We start from the raw sequence: 17766 nt of genomic DNA, 5'->3' as shown, positions 1-17766 counted from the left end.
GTGTGTTAACTACGTGCACACTGATGCATGCTTTCTCTCAAAATATAAAAGAAAACAAGCCAGTTCGTCCCCTTCAAGGGTAAGAAACTGGCTTGTTTATGTTGTTCATATATTCAACTGCTATGCTCATTTAAGTGCATCCACTTTATGAACATAGGTCACGCCTGCTTATGCCATCTCATGTTGCTTTTTCGGCTCCACTTCATAGACCTGGGTATGTTCATTCTCGGCTAAAGACCATTCCACTGTACCTGGTTTGCGCACTTTCCATACCCAGGCTTGAACTCGCAGCGAGCTTCTGACCCAAGCTAAGGAAGCACAGCGTTTCTCAGAACGAACCGTCAACCCCCAATGAATAACACGAGCTAGCCAAGGATTCACATACTCATTATGTGAGCGAACAGATGGCAATTCATCCTGGAACAACCGCTGCTTCACGTCCATAGGGGGTTGCCCGCATGTCCAATAATGGAGCAGAGCTGCCAAACTATAGATGTCCGACATCGGTCCCTGACTGGATTTCTCTGAATAGAACTCCAGCGGAGAATAACCTGTCGATGTAAATATCACCTGTTTCTCTCCGGATTGCATAGGCCAACGGGTAGCTGAGCCAAAGTCCAGAAGTTTGGGTGTACCATCTTCCATAACCATAATGTTGGAAGGTTTCACATCCCTGTGAAGAATGCCTTGCTTATGTATGTAATCCAATGTATCAACCAGTGGAAGCAGCGTCTCCGTTATGAAGGCAGCATCAAGAGCATGATTATGTTCATTCAAATACTCGGTCAATGTGATTCCCGTGCAGTATTCCATAACCAGATACCCCGTATCATTCGCTTCAAAATGATCCAAATACGAAACAATATGAGGATGATCCAGTTTCGATAACAATTCACCTTCGAGCAGAAATGCAGCCAGTAACTCCTGATATTGTCCACCATATCCTCGCGAAGAACAGAACACTCTCCGTTTGTCTACCTGACGTTCAGCCAGTCTCTGTGGGAAGAATTCCTTAATGGCTACCTTGGCACCCGTGTTACGATCTCGCCCTGCATATACAATAGCCAACTCACTGCTGGCTAATACCTGTCTTACCTGATATGTATCATTTATAATTACATTGCGCTGCAATGCCATTTTGCAATTGTCTTTTCTCATAACAGACCTCTTTTCAACCTTGTCGATCGGAAGACTTTCCGCGTAAATGCATCATTTGGTTCAACCAGTCAGCAATTCATCGCCAACTATACATATAAACCAAATGATGCAATTTGAAACACCTTAACGCGAAATATTTAAATATTAATGAGTTCAAGCCTTCTACGATCTACTGCTAATCCCTATCCACACTGCTTCTATAGAAGAAAAGCATTCTCTTATATAGAGTATCGACAGATGGATGTAATTACTTTATTAAACTGGAGAAAAACATTTTTAATCCTTCATTTGCAGCGTTTATTAATAATTATTCTGTAAAAAACGTCCTATTTCCTCGTTCATCTGAACCAATACGTCCTGTGAAGGGAAATGTCCTGTATCATACTTGATGGCTTTTACATTCGTAATAATCTTTTGAGCTCGCTCAATACACTTATCCGCAGGGAAAAAGACATCCTTCTCCCCTACCAATAACAAGGTTGGTGACGTATAATTCACCAGTTCTTCTTGCTCCGTGAGCTTGGGCAGATCCTGATCTATGCTGACGTATTTAAAAAGTTTACCGATAATGTTTTTATCCATTTCTTTCATGCAGTTGCACGACATGTTGTCCGTAATTTTTTGCAAAGAAGATGGTGAAGACGTCATCCGATACTTGACGAGCGGCAGCGTGATATCCTGAGCTGTTTTAATTTTGGAATTGACCGCAAGACCCGCAGGAGCAACCAATACGGCACACGAGATGCGCTCCGGAATATAGGTAGCCAGTCTGAGGATAATGCCTCCTCCAAACGATGGACCGATAAATGCACTCTTTTCAATATCATAGTGATCTAACAGATCGGATACCCATAATGCCAAACTATCAAACCGTGTGGAGATACTCGCTTCCTCACTATAACCAGGATGACCAATCGTATCAGGAGCAATAATCCGGTATTCTTTAAATAAAGAAGAGAACCATGATAATGTCATCGGATTCACACAATTACCGCCCTGGAGAATAAATAACGGCTTGCCATCTAGAGGACCTGTCAGTAAAACATGCGTCTTGCCAAAACGCGTCTCTACATACTCCCGAGTAAATTTCTCACCCAACTCGTTCAAATAAATCTCATACTCTTCAAGTATGCTGCTCTTGCCTTCTTCACTTCTATAAATGGAACTCATGTCTGCCTCCTGCAATATATACTCAAATACCCCATTCTATTGAATGGACTTGCTAATCAATGGACCAAAAAGATAAAGAGGGCCTGCAGATGACAGGCTCCTCCATATGTTTAACTAATCATATTCAGATGATTATAGAGCGGAAACTGGAAATTGTAAATAACGATTCTAATAGACCAGAAATAAAGGGCTCATCTAAAAAAAATATACTTATTTTCGGCCGTAATCCGCCTTGATTTCGCCCCACTGCTTGGTCTGCCATTTTAGCACTTTATTGCTGTACGTATTCGTCTGGAGCCACTGCTCCGCACGGTCAATCATCAACCAGATCTCTTCCGTGGAGTTGTCTCTTGGCAAGGTCGTGGCTACTTTTTTCTGCTTTAGCCATTTCATGGCATTGACCGAGTCCGTATACACCGTTTTGGTACTGCCTTCTTTTTTCAGATGTGCGAGGGCATGTACAATGGCCAAAAATTCGCCCAGATTGTTCGTGCCTTTGGAGATCGGTCCGACGGAGAAAATAATCTCACCAGTGCGGGTATCTACCCCTTTGTATTCTACAGGTCCGGGGTTACCACGTGTGCCCACATCAACAGAGATGCTGTCATAATCCACTTCCTCCGACGTTTCCATGCCTGCGCTTCTTCCGCTACCAGCCGACTTTGTCTTCGACGCTCCGCCTGCACTTGAACCCCAGTTTCCTTTCCATCCAGCACGATACGCTTCTTCTGCGGCTGCTTTGGACTCATAGGATTTATATTTTGCTCCAGTATAATGATCCGTCTGCGCTTTGCAATCTGCCCATGTGTTATACACACCCGGCTTCTTGCCTTCCCAGACTACATAGTATTTCTGTTTTGCCACTGTGACCCGCTCCTTTGTTCACTTCATCAATACCCTATTGTAAACGATCCGGTGGGGGGAATGAAAGCTATCGATTTAGCCATCTGCATAATTCCTCCAACTCCAGAACAGCCTAAGAAGCAAAGCGCATACTGGAATAGAAAGGAATATACGTATGGACTGGATATGGAAATCTGTTTTACTTGTACTTATCGGCATGATTCTGCTGCGAATTGCAGGACGCAAGTCGATCTCGCAGATGAGTGTTGCCACAACGGTCATCATGATCTCCATCGGAACAACGATAGTGCAGCCTATTGCGAATCATGAGCTTGGTAAAGCAATTGGATCGGCGGCGGTATTTATCGCGACATTGCTTGTGGTGGAACAACTGCAATTGAAATTTAATATTTTTGAACGGTTAGTGAGTGGCAGTTCAAAAATCGTGGTAGAAAACGGAAAGGTCATTATCCCTAATCTGAAACGCATGCGTTATACGATAGATCAGCTCGAGATGCATATGCGGCAAAACGGAATTACAAGTGTAGATGATCTGGAGACGGCAACCGTGGAGTCCAATGGTCAACTCGGTTATGTCCTGAAACGACATGCTCGTCCCGTGACGATTGGAGATCTGGAGGAGATCCTGCGAAGTTATGCGATTACAGGAAGTATCCGAGCAACGGCAGAGCCCCAACAACAACACAACAGTAGCAAGTCTTCAACGCATAGCAATAACTCCACAGATATTTTCCAAGAAGTTAGCAAAGGTGCTCATGCTCATCCCGTTGACCCTAAGCTTCAATAGTTGATCCCTACCCCACCTAAAAAAACAAAAGACCGGCCCTGCGAGCACCAACAACATCGCTCCAACAGGTACGGTCTATGTTCACTTCAATTGATTATTTCGAAAGATTGCTCCAGGTCATCCAAACGAAGATATAGTCCCAATCAACGTGTACTCAGGTAAGCAATACCCAGGCCGCCCGTAACCGGATTTGTATAGATTTCACAATCGACATCAAATACCTCACCAATCATCTCGCGAGTCAGAATATCCGCCGGTTTGCCATGGACCACAATCTGGCCCTTTTTCACCACATAGAGATAATCGCAATATTCTGCGGCGAGTTCGAGATCATGCAGCGCTGCCAATATGCCAATGCCGAGTCCACGGACAATATTTAGAATCTGAAGTTGGTATTTGATGTCCAAATGGTTCGTTGGCTCGTCCAGAATCAGGAATTGGGGTTGCTGTGCCAAGACACGCGCCAAGACCACACGCTGTTTCTCTCCACCAGACAGAGACACGTAATTGCGGTCTGCATGTCCAGTCAGATGTACTTTTTCCAAAGCCTGCTCGACGATTTCGTGATCCCGTTCATTATCCGTCTCCAGCATTTTTTTATGTGGGGTACGGCCCATCATGACCATCTCGCGAACCGTAAAATCAAAACTCAATTCATTAAACTGGCCAACAACGCCCATGTGTCTGGATACAAGCTTTGGACTGGATTTGAGAATATCGGTATTGTCCAGAAAAACCTTGCCTTGCTGCGGTTTGATCACTTTATAAATGCTCTTGAGCAGCGTTGACTTGCCACAACCATTGGGTCCGATCAGTCCAACGAACTGTTTACCGTTCACCTGTAATGAAATATCCTTGATGATGTCCGTGTTCAGCACAGAGATGGATACATTTTCTACGTTCAGCTTCATGTTTAATTTCCTCCAAAACCGTAGCCTTTTTTGACCAGCATATACATAAACATTGGTGCACCAATCATGGCCGTAATAATACCGATTGGCAACTCCACGCTGGATATGAGGGATCGTGCAATAACATCCGTCCAGATGAGGAAAATGGCTCCAAACAGCACGGATACAGGCATCACCTTACGATGGTCGGAACCCACCAGACCTCTGACGATATGCGGAATAATGAGTCCGACAAAACCAATCATGCCACAGCTCGCCACCATAACACCTGTCACCAAAGCGGTTAACAGCATGTACACCCTGCGGTACACACTCAGATTAATGCCCAGTGTAACGGCCGCTTCATCCCCCAATAACATCGTATTGAGAACTCTGGACTGTAAAAGGAAAAATAGAATCGCCACCACCACGACGATCCCTACGAGTGGAAGCTTGTTCCATCCGGAAGCCGCCAGGCTGCCCATGGTCCAGAATGTCACCGTTTTGATGCCTTCAGCATTGTTGGCAAAATAAATAATAAAGTTCGAAAAAGCGCTGCATAACGCGTTAATCACCATTCCGGCAAGCACCAGCTTGACCGACGTCATTTTCCCCCGAATCCCTGCCAAAGTCAGGACCAGTAAGGACGCACCCATCGCACCGGCAAAGGCCCAGAAAGCCACCCCCGTCTGACCAAGCCACCCAATCGCACCGAATCCAATGAGAATGGCAAAGGTTGCTCCAAGAGAAGCGCCTGAGGATATACCCAGTATGTAAGGATCAGCGAGCGGATTCTGCACAGCAGCCTGCATAACAGCACCGCACAAGGCCAAGCCTGCACCGATAAACATTGCCATCAGCACACGCGGGAAACGAATCTGCCAGATGATATCAGTAAAGGAACCTGCCTCAATGGGTGTTGCCCCCCACTGAAATCCCGTTAATTTGTACAAAAGAATACGATATGACTCCGCCAGCGGAATACGAACCTGTCCAATGGAAACCGCGATCCCTACAGAAATAAGCGTAATCATGATTAAAGCTGCAATCAGTAAAGCAAACCCGGATTTACTATGAATCAGAGACTCTCTTTTTCCCATACGCTGTGTCTGAACCTGAACCGTCTGTGCCATCTCTTCCCCCATCAATTCATGTAAAATGTAGAACATATTAAATTTAGCTATTTACAAAGCATTTTCTCGGATTATAATTGAGAATGATTATCTTTGTCAATTTAAAACACATAGAAAAGGGGTTCATCATTGAATGAAATTCACATCCAGAACCATTGGCTTCGCTGCTCTAAGTCTCCTGTTACTGCTGCTTGCAGCCTGTTCGAATGCTTCAACTTCTTCCCCTGCCGAAGAAACAACTTCAACAACTAACACGACAGAAACTTCAGCTTCTGCTGAGAATACAAATAAAACGACGTACCCGCTCACCATTGAGAATTTCACAATTTCGGGTGAGGGCGGCGAGTGGAAACCCAAAGTGCAAGTATTCGATAAAGCACCTGAACGTGTTGTTGCGAATACCCAATCTGCGGCTGAGATGCTCATCAAATTGGGTCTGACCGATAAAATGGTCGGTGTTGCTGCTCTATATGGTTCGGTTACACCAGATGTGGCTGATGATTTCGCCAAAATTCCGGTACTATCCAAGGATTATGTAGGTAAAGAGCTGGTTGTAGGCGCAAGCCCGGATCTGGTACTCGGACGGGGCGACCTGTTCGCTGATGCAGACTGGGGCGTGGGTACCGTCGATGGATTAAATGACATGAATATCCGCACGTTCCTGCAAACGACGAATCACAAAGGCTCACTTGATAGCCTGTATAGTGATATTGCACAACTTGGGCAGATCTTTGACGTTCAAGATAATGCCGCAACATTCACGGAAAGTCTGAAGACTCGTGTTGAAGCCATTAAGGCAAGTGTAGCCGATCAGCCTGAGCATACTTTTGCCTACATCGTACCTGCTACGGAAGACACCATTACGGTAAGCAGCATGCAGAACGATTCGTATCAGCTTGATGCACTTGGCCTGTTGAAGCTGAAAAATACGTTTGATGGTGTGCAAGGTGAGGTAAGTGTTGAGCAACTGATCACAGCGAATCCCGACTACCTGCTCTTGTCCGCGTATGCCGGTTCACCGGATATCGATAAGCTAATTGAGAACCTGTATGCCAACCCTGCCCTGCAAAGCATGAATGCGATCAAGAACAAACAAATCTATGTGACAGATTTCAGCCAGTTCTGGGGTTATGGATATCAGATACTGGACGGTATTGAGAAAATGGGACAGGAAATGAAAGCTAATCCAATCAAATAATCGCTGGAGCAAAGGAGCAGGAGAAGATATTCTCACTGCTCTTTTACTATACTGCGCATGCAATAAATCCCGGATGAAAGCTTGACATTAGTTTGATAACAAACTATATTACACATATGAAAACAAGAGACGCTATTTCACTCATATCCAAAATTAAAGAGAAGGTCAACCGCTTCATCCTGGCCGAGATGGCTGAGCAAGGAATTCAGGATCTCGCCACGTCCCATGGAGATATTATCTATGCCCTGTATAACAATCACAGGATGACCATGGCTGAAATCGCCAAAAAAATTGGCAAGGATAAATCCACGGTGACTGCACTTGTGGACAAATTGGTGCGGACAGGATACGTCGTTAAGGAGCGTGATGCAACAGATTCACGAGTTGTTCATGTGGCGTTGACTACAAAAGGAGAAGAATTAAAGCCTGTGTTCGAAGAAATATCGCAGCGCATACTGGACTTGTTTTATGCGGACGTTACGGAAGCGGAGAAAAAAGAACTGCTGCGAATTTTAATGAAAATTCATAGCAACTTCTAATTTTTTTTGGAGAAATAGTTTGATATCAAACTAATATTTTAGAGGAGGTTTTTAGTATGACGGACTACACTCAATTGTTACCGGAACATGAAGTAAAGAAGATCGGAGAACATGATTTACACTTGGAAATATTCAAAGGACCCCCGATTTATGATGCCGAAACAGTGACCAAGAAGCCCCCACTGCTGTTTCTTCACGGTGCCTATACAGGCAGCTGGATGTGGAGCAAATACATCCCCCACTTTGTCCAGCAGGGTTGGACCTGCTATGTCATGAACTTGAGAAGTCATTACATGAGTCGGGTCATGGACATGACAAAGATTACGTTTGACGATTATTTGGAGGATATTCGGGAAGTGTTAGCCGGGATCAACGAACCTCCCATTCTTATTGGCTTTAGCATGGGTGGGATTCTCAGTCAAAAGATTGCCGAAACCGCTACTCTCGCAGGCCTTGTTGTCATTGATGCCAGTATAAGCAAAGAGGTCCACGACGCCGTGCCTTATCCTGAAAAAGATCGAGCCACCGTATCGGACATCATCATGCCTGCACCTGTCCGTGATGAACTGACCAGTATAGATGAGACGGCAGAAGACATTGCTTTTCAGCGAAAATATCTGCAAACGGAATCTGCGAAGGCATTTGCTACCTTTTCAGCCCTGTGTGGAGCCGATGGAATATCCATTAATGGCGACCTAATCCATTGCCCCAGCTTGGTGATCAAGGCTGTTTCCTGTGAAGACGAAGATCAGAGAGGCCAATTAACTGCCAAGCAGCTGGGCGCTGCATATGCCGGACTTTGGGATACAACCCATACGGGTTTACTGGTAGGCCAACGGTACTTGGAACCTGTCAAACTCATTCTTGAATGGATGAACAGACAGCACCCTTTTGAATTAACGGAAAAACTCACAAAATAAAATAAATACCATGTTAAGACCTCCTTCTTACCTTTAATCCTGTATGCAAAAGTTTGTTTTTTTTAGATAAGCTTATATGCATAGTTCTGGATAGGATTAAATGATAAGAAAAGAGGTTTTTATTCATGTCCATTAACACATCCCTCCCCAAGCAAAGGGAGCTGCCTTCCATATCTTCAGAACGCCTTCCGTGGGCGGGGCTACTTGCTTTAGCCATGGCTGGATTCATTTGCATCCTCACTGAAAGTCTGCCTGCGGGACTGCTGCCGCAAATTGCAAAAGACTTGGGGGTCACAGAAGCCCTCACCGGACAGTTGGTGACTCTTTATGCCATTGGATCACTTATTGCTGCCATTCCCTTGACTGCTGCTACACGTGGATGGAGACGCCGACCTCTTCTGCTGGCATGCATTAGCGGCTTTCTTGTCTTTAACACCGTTACCGCAATATCCTCAGATTATATCCTGACACTTGCTGCTCGTTTCATGGCCGGGGTCTCTGCGGGTGTGTTATGGGGAATGACAGCAGGTTATGCTCGTCGGATGGTCCCGGATTCGTTAAAAGGCAAGGCCATGGCGGTGGCTATGGTCGGTACTCCGGTGGCGTTAGCCCTGGGTGTCCCCATCGGTAGTTTTCTCAGTTCTTATATCGGCTGGCGCCTCATCTTTGGGATTGTATCGCTTCTGACCGCAGCCTTAATCGTATGGGTTCTCTGGAAAATGCCGGATTTTGCAGGAGAGCCAGCCGGGGAACGTCTTCCCCTGCATAAAGTATTTGTAATTCCGGGAGTCAGACCCATTCTGTTTGTTGTTCTGGCCTGGATGCTGGCCCATAATATCCTTTACACCTATATTTCCCCATACCTTGCCCAGACCGTATTTGCAAACAGAGTAGACTTGATTTTGCTCATTTTCGGTATCACTTCCATTATGGGAATCTGGTTAACCGGAATGCTCATTGACCGATTTTTGAGAAGATTAGTGATCATCAGTCTGGCAGCATTCGCTCTCGCGTCTGTCGTGATGGGAATCGGTACTGATCAACCTGTGATGATTATCCTTGGCATCATGATCTGGGGACTTACGTTTGGCGGGGCCGCGACACTGTTACAAACTGCCATCGCTCAAGCTGGAGGTAAAAGCACAGATGTCGCCCAATCGATGCTGGTTACAGCATGGAATCTGGCGATTGGCGGAGGAGGCATCATCGGGGGCATCCTTCTTGAAGTATTTGGAGCAGGATACCTTTCTGGGGCGCTGTTTATCTTGCTCATTCCTGCGTTGCTTGTAGCTATGCGTGCTTATAAATATGGATTTACCAGAGCAAATTAACAGGAAGGCATTTTGCATTGGTTACACGCAGGAGGAAAGAGGAGTTCACTTGATGTGGACTCCTCTTCTGTTTTTCATTTTAAAGACCAGAATCTTATTCTGCCTGTGCCAACAGATTTGGTCCTTCCACGAGATTCTTATGTGCAATTGGAGAAGACATGGTGATTAAAGTCATGTAAGTACCGTACGGATCACACTTGTTCTCAAACTCCTCGAGTCCCTGAATGGTGTCTGTGAGGATTTTCAGCAAGTAATTATACTCTCCGCTTATCCGGTAACATTCCACGACTTCAGGTGACGCACGACAGAAATCCAGGAAAGGATAACAATCTCTTGTGCGAAAAAGGACATATGCCGTGCTCTGCTTGCCCAATTTGGATGGGGAGATCACCGTACGATATTCCTCGATAATCCCCTTTTCTTCCATTCGTTTGACTCGTTCAGTAACAGCCGGTTGAGATAATCCTACTAATTTGCCTAGTTCGGTCATGGATAATCTCGCCTGATTCTCCAAGTGATACAGAATATGCTGATCTATTTCGTCCATGTGATCCACTCCTTTAAATACATAAGATATATTCAGAAATTACCTTAAGTATATTCGCCAATTCATTATAATGCCTTTAACAAACTATGTAATACAAGATCAATCATTTATATAATAAACACAGTTAACACGAGAAATCAAATACATCAGTTGGTGAGAGGAAGATAAACATGGGAAAAGAAGACATGACGACATTGCATAATTATGTGGATGAAGCCATTGACCGCGCTCTAAGCGAAAAAAGAATCGTAGGAACGGTTGTACAGGTTGCATTAGGAGGGGAACTGATATACAGCCGGGCAGCTGGTTTCGCAGACAGGGAGCAAAAACGTACCATGACAGAAAACGCTCTGTTTCGACTGGCTTCCGTAACTAAACCCATTGTGTCCACAGCAGCTCTGGCTTTGGTCTCACAAGGAAAGCTGAATCTGCATGATCCGGTGACTCGCTGGCTACCTGCATTCCGGCCCAAGCTTGCCAATGGTCAGGACACCCAAATAACAATTCAGCAATTGATGACACACACCGCTGGCTTGACCTATCGGTTTTTCCAAGAAGAGCAAGGAACCTATGAACGTGCAGGTATCTCGGATGGAATGGATTTATCTGAATTAAGTCTGGAGGAGAATCTCCAAAGGCTTGCTTCTGTTCCTCTTATATATGAGCCAGGAGACATGTGGAGGTATTCCATCGCGACAGATGTACTCGGAGCCGTTATTGAAAAGGTAACCGGAATGTCATTAAGAGAAGCTGTTCAACTGCTGGTTACTCGTCCACTTCACATGACGGACACTGACTTTGTTGCAGTCGATTCGGATCGATTGACCGCTGCATACGCTGATGGATCTGAAGAACCGCGTCTTCTCCATAATCAATTGGAGCAGGTTCCTTTTATTGAAGGGACTGCCGGTTTCCGGCTTGCCCCCAATCGTGCAAATCAACCTTCCGCTTATCCATCAGGCGGAGCGGGGATGGTTGGAAGCACCGGAGATTTTCTGACTTTACTTGAAGCATTGCGACAAGGAGGACAGTCTCTCCTTACAGAAGCCGTTGCGGCTGAGATGTCTACCAATCAAATCGGTGATCTCGTGATGCCATACTGGCCAGGCAGAGGGTTTGGCCTTGGTTTTACCGTACTTAAAGATCCTGCGGCAGCTGGTACACCGGAATCAGCGGGTACGTGGCGAATGGGTGGAACTTACGGCCATTCCTGGTTTGTTGATCCAAAAGAAGAACTTAGTGTTGCCGCATTCACCAACACGGCACTTGAAGGGATGTCGGGCCAGTATACAACCGATATCTGTGATGCCATCTACGCAGGCATTCGTGAAAGCAAAGGGGCTGCAAGAATTTAAATACGAATAACCGCCCAATATCATTGGGCGGCTTTATTTGGCGACAATGGTAACACCTACTGTCTGTTACTACTCAAATTTTTCTTTTTAAAAAGGTAAATCCCCGCAACAAGAATAAACCACACCGGCGTGACAAACAGTGCCACACGCGTATCCTCGGCCAATGCCAGTACCACCAGTACAAATGCCAAAAACGCTAGGATCAAGTAGTTCGAGAACGGATAAAGTGGCAGTTTGAAGCGGCTGCGACTCGCCAGTTCCGGCTGAGTACGACGATATCGGAGATGACAGATCACCATGATGCCCCAGACAAAGATAAAACACACGGTTGACACGCTCGTGATCAGCGTAAACACGCCCTCTGGCATGATATAGTTCAGCACAATCGCGATCAGAATAACAATCGTGGAGAAAAACAGCGCATTGGAAGGGACTTTCCTCTTGTTCAGTCTTGCAAATGATTCAGGTGCGTTGTGATCCTTTGCCATGGAGAACACCATACGGCTTGTACTGAAAATGGCACTATTACACGCTGACGCTGCGGACGTCAGTACCACGAAGTTTACAATGCCTGCAGCAGCCGCAATACCCACAGCGGCAAACACTTGTACAAACGGACTTTCAGTCGGCACAATGGCGTTCCACGGGTAGATACTCATAATAATCAGCAGTGCGCCAACATAGAAGAGCAGTACCCGGATCGGGATCTGGTTAATTGCTCTCGGAATAACCTTCTCCGGGTTCTCCGTTTCCCCTGCTGTGAGTCCCACCAGTTCCATGCCTACAAAGGCGAACACTACCATCTGGAACGATATGATGAACCCATGCAGTCCATTCGGGAACCATCCCCCATGACTCCACAGATTGGTGAAGCTCGCTGGACCCTGATCCGTTGTAAAACCTTTGAATATCATATATAAACCAACAACAATGAGTGCAAGAATAGCCACGACTTTAATCAGGGCAAACCAGAATTCCATCTCCCCAAACAACTTGACCGTTGCCAAGTTCATGATTAGCAAAATGACTAACGCAATTAACCCTGGCATCCACTGAGGTACATTCGGAAACCAAAACTGCGTATATAAACCAACTGCCGTAATATCAGCCATGGCAATGGAAATCCAACAGAACCAGTAGGTCCAGCCTGTAATAAATGCCGCCATATTTCCCAGGTAATCACGCACAAAATCGACAAAGGAATGATACTGCAAGTTGCTTAACAGCAGCTCCCCCAATGCACGCATGATCAGGAACAACACAACACCCGTAATAATGTAGGCCAGCAAGATGGATGGTCCTGTCAGCTGGATCGTTTTGCCTGCTCCGAGGAACAGACCTGTACCGATCGCACCTCCGATCGCCATCAACTGCACATGTCGGTTCTTTAATCCCCTTGTTAACGTTTCTTGCTGCATGATCAACCACCACTCTCTTTCTGCAAATGCTCTCTACGATGCAAAATATTATTACTCATCATATAATAATCTGCTCAGAATACATATCCCTCATTTATATATTTTTTTTGCACAGCAAATAGGCCACCTTTGTAAGAGGTGACCTATTGATACGCGCGTATATCCCTGGCTTTTATAATCTTGAGTTGCATCCGATCCATATTATCATCAGCCTATGTACATTCCTTTGTTATTCCCATGCCATGTCATGCTGATTATACATATCTATAGAAGTATACTAAAATATAAGCCAAGCATAGAGTGGCAACAACTAAAAAGGTAATTGCTAACGAACGTTCATTTTTCCAAATTCGAATAGCATTAGCAACATTAATTATGAATAATGCAAGCAAGTTAATGGTACCCGAGTTTGATTGGAACGAGTTGAACACAATCATCATAAATCCTACAATCCAGATTAACAAAAACCACAGTGGAGTTTTCTGAAAAAGCTGCTTCATTATGATTTACTCCTTATATATTAAATTGGTCAGTGTAAAAGATATTCTTCAACGGGAATGGAAATTCCTTTATTTAGGTCATAACCCCAAATAATTAATACTATTTAGATCCAATTTAAGTATCTTCACAGTAAAAAGGGCTCCCGATAAAGGCGCCCTCTGGTCTAACCAAAAACTACTTTTGCTTATAAAACTCATGATACAGCTTCATTAACGCTCGTTTTTCAATCCGTGATACATAAGAACGTGAGATGCCCAGTTCCTTCGCAATTTCACGTTGAGTTCGTTCCTCTCCGCCTGCTTCCAGGCCAAATCGACCGATTACAACTTCCTTCTCCCGATCATCCAGGATGTCGAGATTGCGATAGATTTTGCTTTTTTCAATCTTGAGCTGCACTTTATCTACAACGTCGTCGGCTTCTGTTCCGAGGATATCGATCAGTGTGATTTCGTTGCCTTCTTTGTCCGTACCTATGGGGTCATGCAGCGATACGTCTTTGCGTGTTTTCTTCAGGGAACGCAGATGCATAAGTATCTCATTTTCAATACACCTTGCAGCAAATGTGGCAAGCTTCGTGCCTTTGCCTTGTTGAAAACTTTCGATGGCTTTGATCAAACCAATGGTTCCGATGGAAATCAGATCTTCCTGATCTTCACCCGTATTGTCGAACTTCTTGACGATATGCGCGACGAGGCGCAGATTGTGTTCAATGAGCAGATTGCGAGAGTGAGCATTGCCTTCAGCCATAAGGCGCAAATGTTTGGCTTCATCATCCTCAGCCAGTGGCTGGGGGAACGCATTATTTTTGACATACGAGACAAGTAACGTTAACTCTTTAATGAATAGAGCAATTGCGGTAAACAATCCGGGCACAGATGACACCTCCTGCAGTTTTACAACGATCTGGCCTGAGCACGTGTGGGAACAGGGTCGATCTATTGTATGTAGGCAGAGGCCCAGAAGTGCACGTACACTTGAAAAAGGGGATGATCTTGCGAAGATTTCACAGACTCACAGAAACAATGGAACCCACCCGCTGAAGCAGGAGAAATTCTTTTTCCACACTTTCGATAAAATACTTCTTTTCTCCACATAGGACAACATCATTCTGAGCTAATGAAACATCGCTTTTAAAATAGATCACATTGTCCGTTTCCCGAAACGCGCCTTTGTAGTAGAACATCATATCCCTCTCCTTCATAACACTATCTATGTAATAAATTAAACCATTACTTACACTTTCATTAACCCCCTCCCCAAAATTAAAAATACCCATGTGCTCCTTTTAGATGACTCGATTCATAACAAAAACCCCAGTTCTATAAGAAACAGAACTGAGGCTGCAGCTCATCCAATATGAATTCCGGTTATTCACTTGAAAATGCGTTGAGAGAATTGATACAAGCCGCTGTTCCAGACAGATGGTTCGTGTCCACCTACATCCAGATAAAAGGTATGAGGAATGTTCATGCTGCTCAAGCCATTTTTGAAATTCTGGCTGACCCATAACAGACCATCACTTGATCCACAGGAGATCCACAACAATTTGAGTTGGCTAGCGACTTGTCCCGGGTTGGAAACCAGCTGCGATACAGATTGCGTATTCGGTGCAGCCGAGAATGCCCCTACCCAGGCGAAGGTATTCAGATTTTTCAATCCGAAGTTAAGCGACTGCCCACCACCCATGGACAGACCGGCCAACGCACGACTATTGCGGTCTTTGTACACCGGATAATTGGCCTCGATATGAGGAATCAGATCCTTGAGCAGGTCTTGCTCAAACCGTTCAAACGCAGCCACTTTGTCCGGAGCAAAAATGTCACCGACTGGACGATCGTCCTTCATGGCACGGCCATTCGGCATGACAACGATCATCTGGGACAACTTACCTTCGGAATACAGGTTGTCCAGAATGTTCTTTGGTTTCATTGCATTGACCCACTCATACTCATCCCCGCCGATGCCGTGCAGGAGATACAGAACGTTATACTTTTTATTCGGAGAATATCCTGGCGGTGTATACACCGTCGCTTTCCGTGTATTGCCTACCGTTGTGGAGTAATAGGATATCAGATTGGTATTTCCGTGCGGAATATTGTTTCGATAGCCATCATAACCCGGTGGTGCCGGCACCACCGGAGTGTTAGCCAGCGCATTTTGCCCGGTATTATCCATGGTGCCGGTCGCTCCCTGATCTACAACCGCCTGAATGGGGGTTGGAGCTGCAGTTTCCTGCATATCGGCTGCAGACGCCATCGTTGGTACAAGGAGTGCTGCTGTGATGGAGAGACTAAGAATTTTGGACAGACGTTTTTTCATTAATATCAATCTCCTTTGGAATATGATTTTAAACCGTGTACGAACCTCATAACAGGTCTTTCAGATACACACAAACCCCAATTGAAAGCCCTTACATTTTAAAACGAAGTTCCTCCTTTCCACGCATGAATACGGAAGTAAACATTCGCGATCCATAATTTACAATCAATTCCAATTACATCTTTATTATATCACCTCACAAGGCCTGTACATCATCAAAAAACTTAAATAACTATATCTTATAGTTTGAAAAGTATACTTCTTCACACCACCAGACCGTCTATTCGCTCCCCTACTCCGGATCTCATCATGATATAAAAAAACCTCAACTCTCCGTGTTCAACGGAAGAATTGAGGCGAACCGATTCCATATTCAGCTTGCCGACGCTGCCTCTGCAACCTGGGCAACCTCTGGCCCATGATGTTTACGCTCCATGAACAGACTGAAGAGCAGTCCTAGCAAGCCTAATCCGGCAATAACTGCGGCATACAAAGGTACGGATATAAGACCCGTGTGGGTAATTGCATACCCGCCCAGATAGGCACCACCTGCATTCCCCAGGTTAAATGCGGAGTGACTTGATGTTGTCGCCAGCAGCGGCGCTTCGCGGGTCATATTCATGATTCGAATCTGCAATCCTGGCATAATACCAAAAGCCGCTACACCCCAGAAGAATATGGTGATTACCGCGAGATAAGGATTCTCTAGGGTAAGTGTAAGTGCAGCCAGAAGCACGGCCAGTATCCCAAAATTGACGATTAGGGAAGGCATCAACTTCCAGTCCGCCAGACGGCCGCCAACCATGTTCCCCAAGGTAACACCGAAGCCAAACAATACCAGAATCCAGGTCACATTCTGTTCGGCAAAACCACTAATGTCCACAAGCATGGGCGTGATGTAAGTAAACACGGCAAATAGACTCCCACATCCCATCGCTCCAACAAGCAGAACCAATAATACTTGGGGACGAACCAGATTCCGGAATTGCTGTCCGAGATTCGCTGGTGCTCCATGCGGGAGGACGGGGATGAAACGAATGATACCAATCAACGAAATGACGCCCAAGATCGTAATCGCCCCGAAAGATGACCGCCATCCGAGCTGTTGCCCAATAAACGTACCAAACGGAACGCCAATAATGTTGGCAATCGTTAGCCCCGCGAGAACAACCGATACCGCTCCTGCCCTTCTCTCGGGCGCAACAAGCCGCGTAGCCATGATTGAACCTACACCAAGGAACGTACCATGAGCAAATGCCGTTAATATCCGTGCCGAGATTAACAACCCGTATGTCGGAGCAATGACAGACAATGCGTTCCCGATAATGAAAATGCACATGAGCAATACCAGCAGTTTCTTCTGTGGAATCTTGTGCGTAAATACGGTTAAAATCGGCGCACCTACTGCTACACCAAGCGCATATCCCGTGATGAGTTGTCCTGCCTGCGGAATGCTTACATTTAAGTCTGTTGCCACATTGGGCAGCAGGCCCATAATGATAAATTCAGTCATACCAATCGCAAAAGCTCCAATCGTCAGACATAACAGGGACAATGGAAATGCCCCTCGTTTACCAGACTGCGAAGCCTCTAATTCTGTTTTGTGTCCAGTCGTGCTCATAGATGTTCTCTTCTC

General features: G+C 45.4%; 17 protein-coding genes. 6 read left to right on the top strand and 11 right to left on the bottom strand.

The window, feature by feature from the left end:
* Positions 1-168 precede the first annotated feature (168 nt).
* From QF049_RS00485 to rnhA, 3 genes are all read right to left on the bottom strand, one after another.
* Entirely contained in the window at positions 169-1158 is a 990-nt protein-coding gene (locus tag QF049_RS00485) for a serine/threonine protein kinase (RefSeq protein WP_307534099.1), read from the bottom strand.
* A 300-nt stretch (positions 1159-1458) separates the two neighbouring features.
* Positions 1459-2328 carry an alpha/beta fold hydrolase gene (locus tag QF049_RS00480; protein ID WP_307534096.1) on the bottom strand — a complete coding sequence of 290 codons (870 nt, stop codon included), beginning with the start codon at positions 2326-2328 and terminating at the stop codon, positions 1459-1461.
* 210 nt (positions 2329-2538) lie between these two features.
* Entirely contained in the window at positions 2539-3192 is a 654-nt protein-coding gene (gene rnhA / locus QF049_RS00475; protein ID WP_127545028.1) for a ribonuclease H, read from the bottom strand.
* Between the two features lie 154 nt (positions 3193-3346).
* Between rnhA and QF049_RS00470 the strand changes: the two genes are divergently transcribed.
* A complete protein-coding gene (locus tag QF049_RS00470; RefSeq protein WP_307534094.1) occupies positions 3347-3979 on the top strand; it encodes a DUF421 domain-containing protein in 633 nt (210 codons plus the stop codon).
* Between the two features lie 143 nt (positions 3980-4122).
* Here the strand turns inward: QF049_RS00470 and QF049_RS00465 are convergent, their stop codons facing one another.
* Positions 4123-4890 carry an ABC transporter ATP-binding protein gene (locus QF049_RS00465; RefSeq protein ID WP_047843839.1) on the bottom strand — a complete coding sequence of 256 codons (768 nt, stop codon included), beginning with the start codon at positions 4888-4890 and terminating at the stop codon, positions 4123-4125.
* Between the two features lie 2 nt (positions 4891-4892).
* Positions 4893-5969, bottom strand: a complete 1077-nt coding sequence (locus tag QF049_RS00460) for a FecCD family ABC transporter permease (RefSeq protein ID WP_307543030.1) — start codon at positions 5967-5969, stop codon at positions 4893-4895.
* A 166-nt stretch (positions 5970-6135) separates the two neighbouring features.
* Between QF049_RS00460 and QF049_RS00455 the strand changes: the two genes are divergently transcribed.
* The 4 genes from QF049_RS00455 to QF049_RS00440 all read left to right on the top strand — a co-directional run bounded on the left by QF049_RS00455 (position 6136) and on the right by QF049_RS00440 (position 9990).
* Positions 6136-7200, top strand: coding sequence for an ABC transporter substrate-binding protein (locus QF049_RS00455; RefSeq protein WP_307534092.1), 1065 nt, complete (start codon positions 6136-6138; stop codon positions 7198-7200).
* Between the two features lie 116 nt (positions 7201-7316).
* Complete coding sequence (locus tag QF049_RS00450) at positions 7317-7739, top strand: MarR family winged helix-turn-helix transcriptional regulator (RefSeq protein ID WP_307534089.1); 423 nt, start codon at positions 7317-7319, stop codon at positions 7737-7739.
* 56 nt (positions 7740-7795) lie between these two features.
* Positions 7796-8659 (top strand): alpha/beta fold hydrolase, encoded by an 864-nt coding sequence (locus tag QF049_RS00445; protein ID WP_307534087.1) that lies wholly within the window; start codon positions 7796-7798, stop codon positions 8657-8659.
* A gap of 125 nt (positions 8660-8784) precedes the next feature.
* A complete protein-coding gene (locus QF049_RS00440) occupies positions 8785-9990 on the top strand; it encodes an MFS transporter (RefSeq protein ID WP_307534085.1) in 1206 nt (401 codons plus the stop codon).
* A 94-nt stretch (positions 9991-10084) separates the two neighbouring features.
* Here the strand turns inward: QF049_RS00440 and QF049_RS00435 are convergent, their stop codons facing one another.
* Positions 10085-10537, bottom strand: coding sequence for an Lrp/AsnC family transcriptional regulator (locus QF049_RS00435; protein ID WP_221824361.1), 453 nt, complete (start codon positions 10535-10537; stop codon positions 10085-10087).
* A gap of 185 nt (positions 10538-10722) precedes the next feature.
* Here QF049_RS00435 and QF049_RS00430 point away from each other — a divergent pair, with 185 nt between their 5' ends.
* A complete protein-coding gene (locus QF049_RS00430) occupies positions 10723-11892 on the top strand; it encodes a serine hydrolase domain-containing protein (protein ID WP_373428189.1) in 1170 nt (389 codons plus the stop codon).
* 56 nt (positions 11893-11948) lie between these two features.
* Here QF049_RS00430 and QF049_RS00425 read toward each other — a convergent pair whose 3' ends face one another.
* The 5 genes from QF049_RS00425 to QF049_RS00405 all read right to left on the bottom strand — a co-directional run bounded on the left by QF049_RS00425 (position 11949) and on the right by QF049_RS00405 (position 17751).
* A complete protein-coding gene (locus QF049_RS00425) occupies positions 11949-13310 on the bottom strand; it encodes an amino acid permease (protein WP_091013752.1) in 1362 nt (453 codons plus the stop codon).
* Between the two features lie 675 nt (positions 13311-13985).
* Entirely contained in the window at positions 13986-14684 is a 699-nt protein-coding gene (gene sigK / locus QF049_RS00420) for an RNA polymerase sporulation sigma factor SigK (protein ID WP_062329827.1), read from the bottom strand.
* 130 nt (positions 14685-14814) lie between these two features.
* A complete protein-coding gene (locus tag QF049_RS00415) occupies positions 14815-15087 on the bottom strand; it encodes a hypothetical protein (RefSeq protein WP_307534077.1) in 273 nt (90 codons plus the stop codon).
* Positions 15088-15182: 95 nt separating this feature from the next.
* Positions 15183-16130, bottom strand: a complete 948-nt coding sequence (locus QF049_RS00410; RefSeq protein WP_307534075.1) for an alpha/beta hydrolase — start codon at positions 16128-16130, stop codon at positions 15183-15185.
* A gap of 373 nt (positions 16131-16503) precedes the next feature.
* Positions 16504-17751, bottom strand: a complete 1248-nt coding sequence (locus tag QF049_RS00405) for an MFS transporter (protein WP_307534073.1) — start codon at positions 17749-17751, stop codon at positions 16504-16506.
* Positions 17752-17766 lie beyond the last annotated feature (15 nt).

This window comes from Paenibacillus sp. W4I10 (assembly GCF_030816325.1).
Classification (GTDB): Bacteria; Bacillota; Bacilli; order Paenibacillales; family Paenibacillaceae; genus Paenibacillus; species Paenibacillus amylolyticus_B.
Note: the sequence above shows the minus strand (reverse complement) of the source record. Positions and strands in the feature narration are given on the sequence as shown.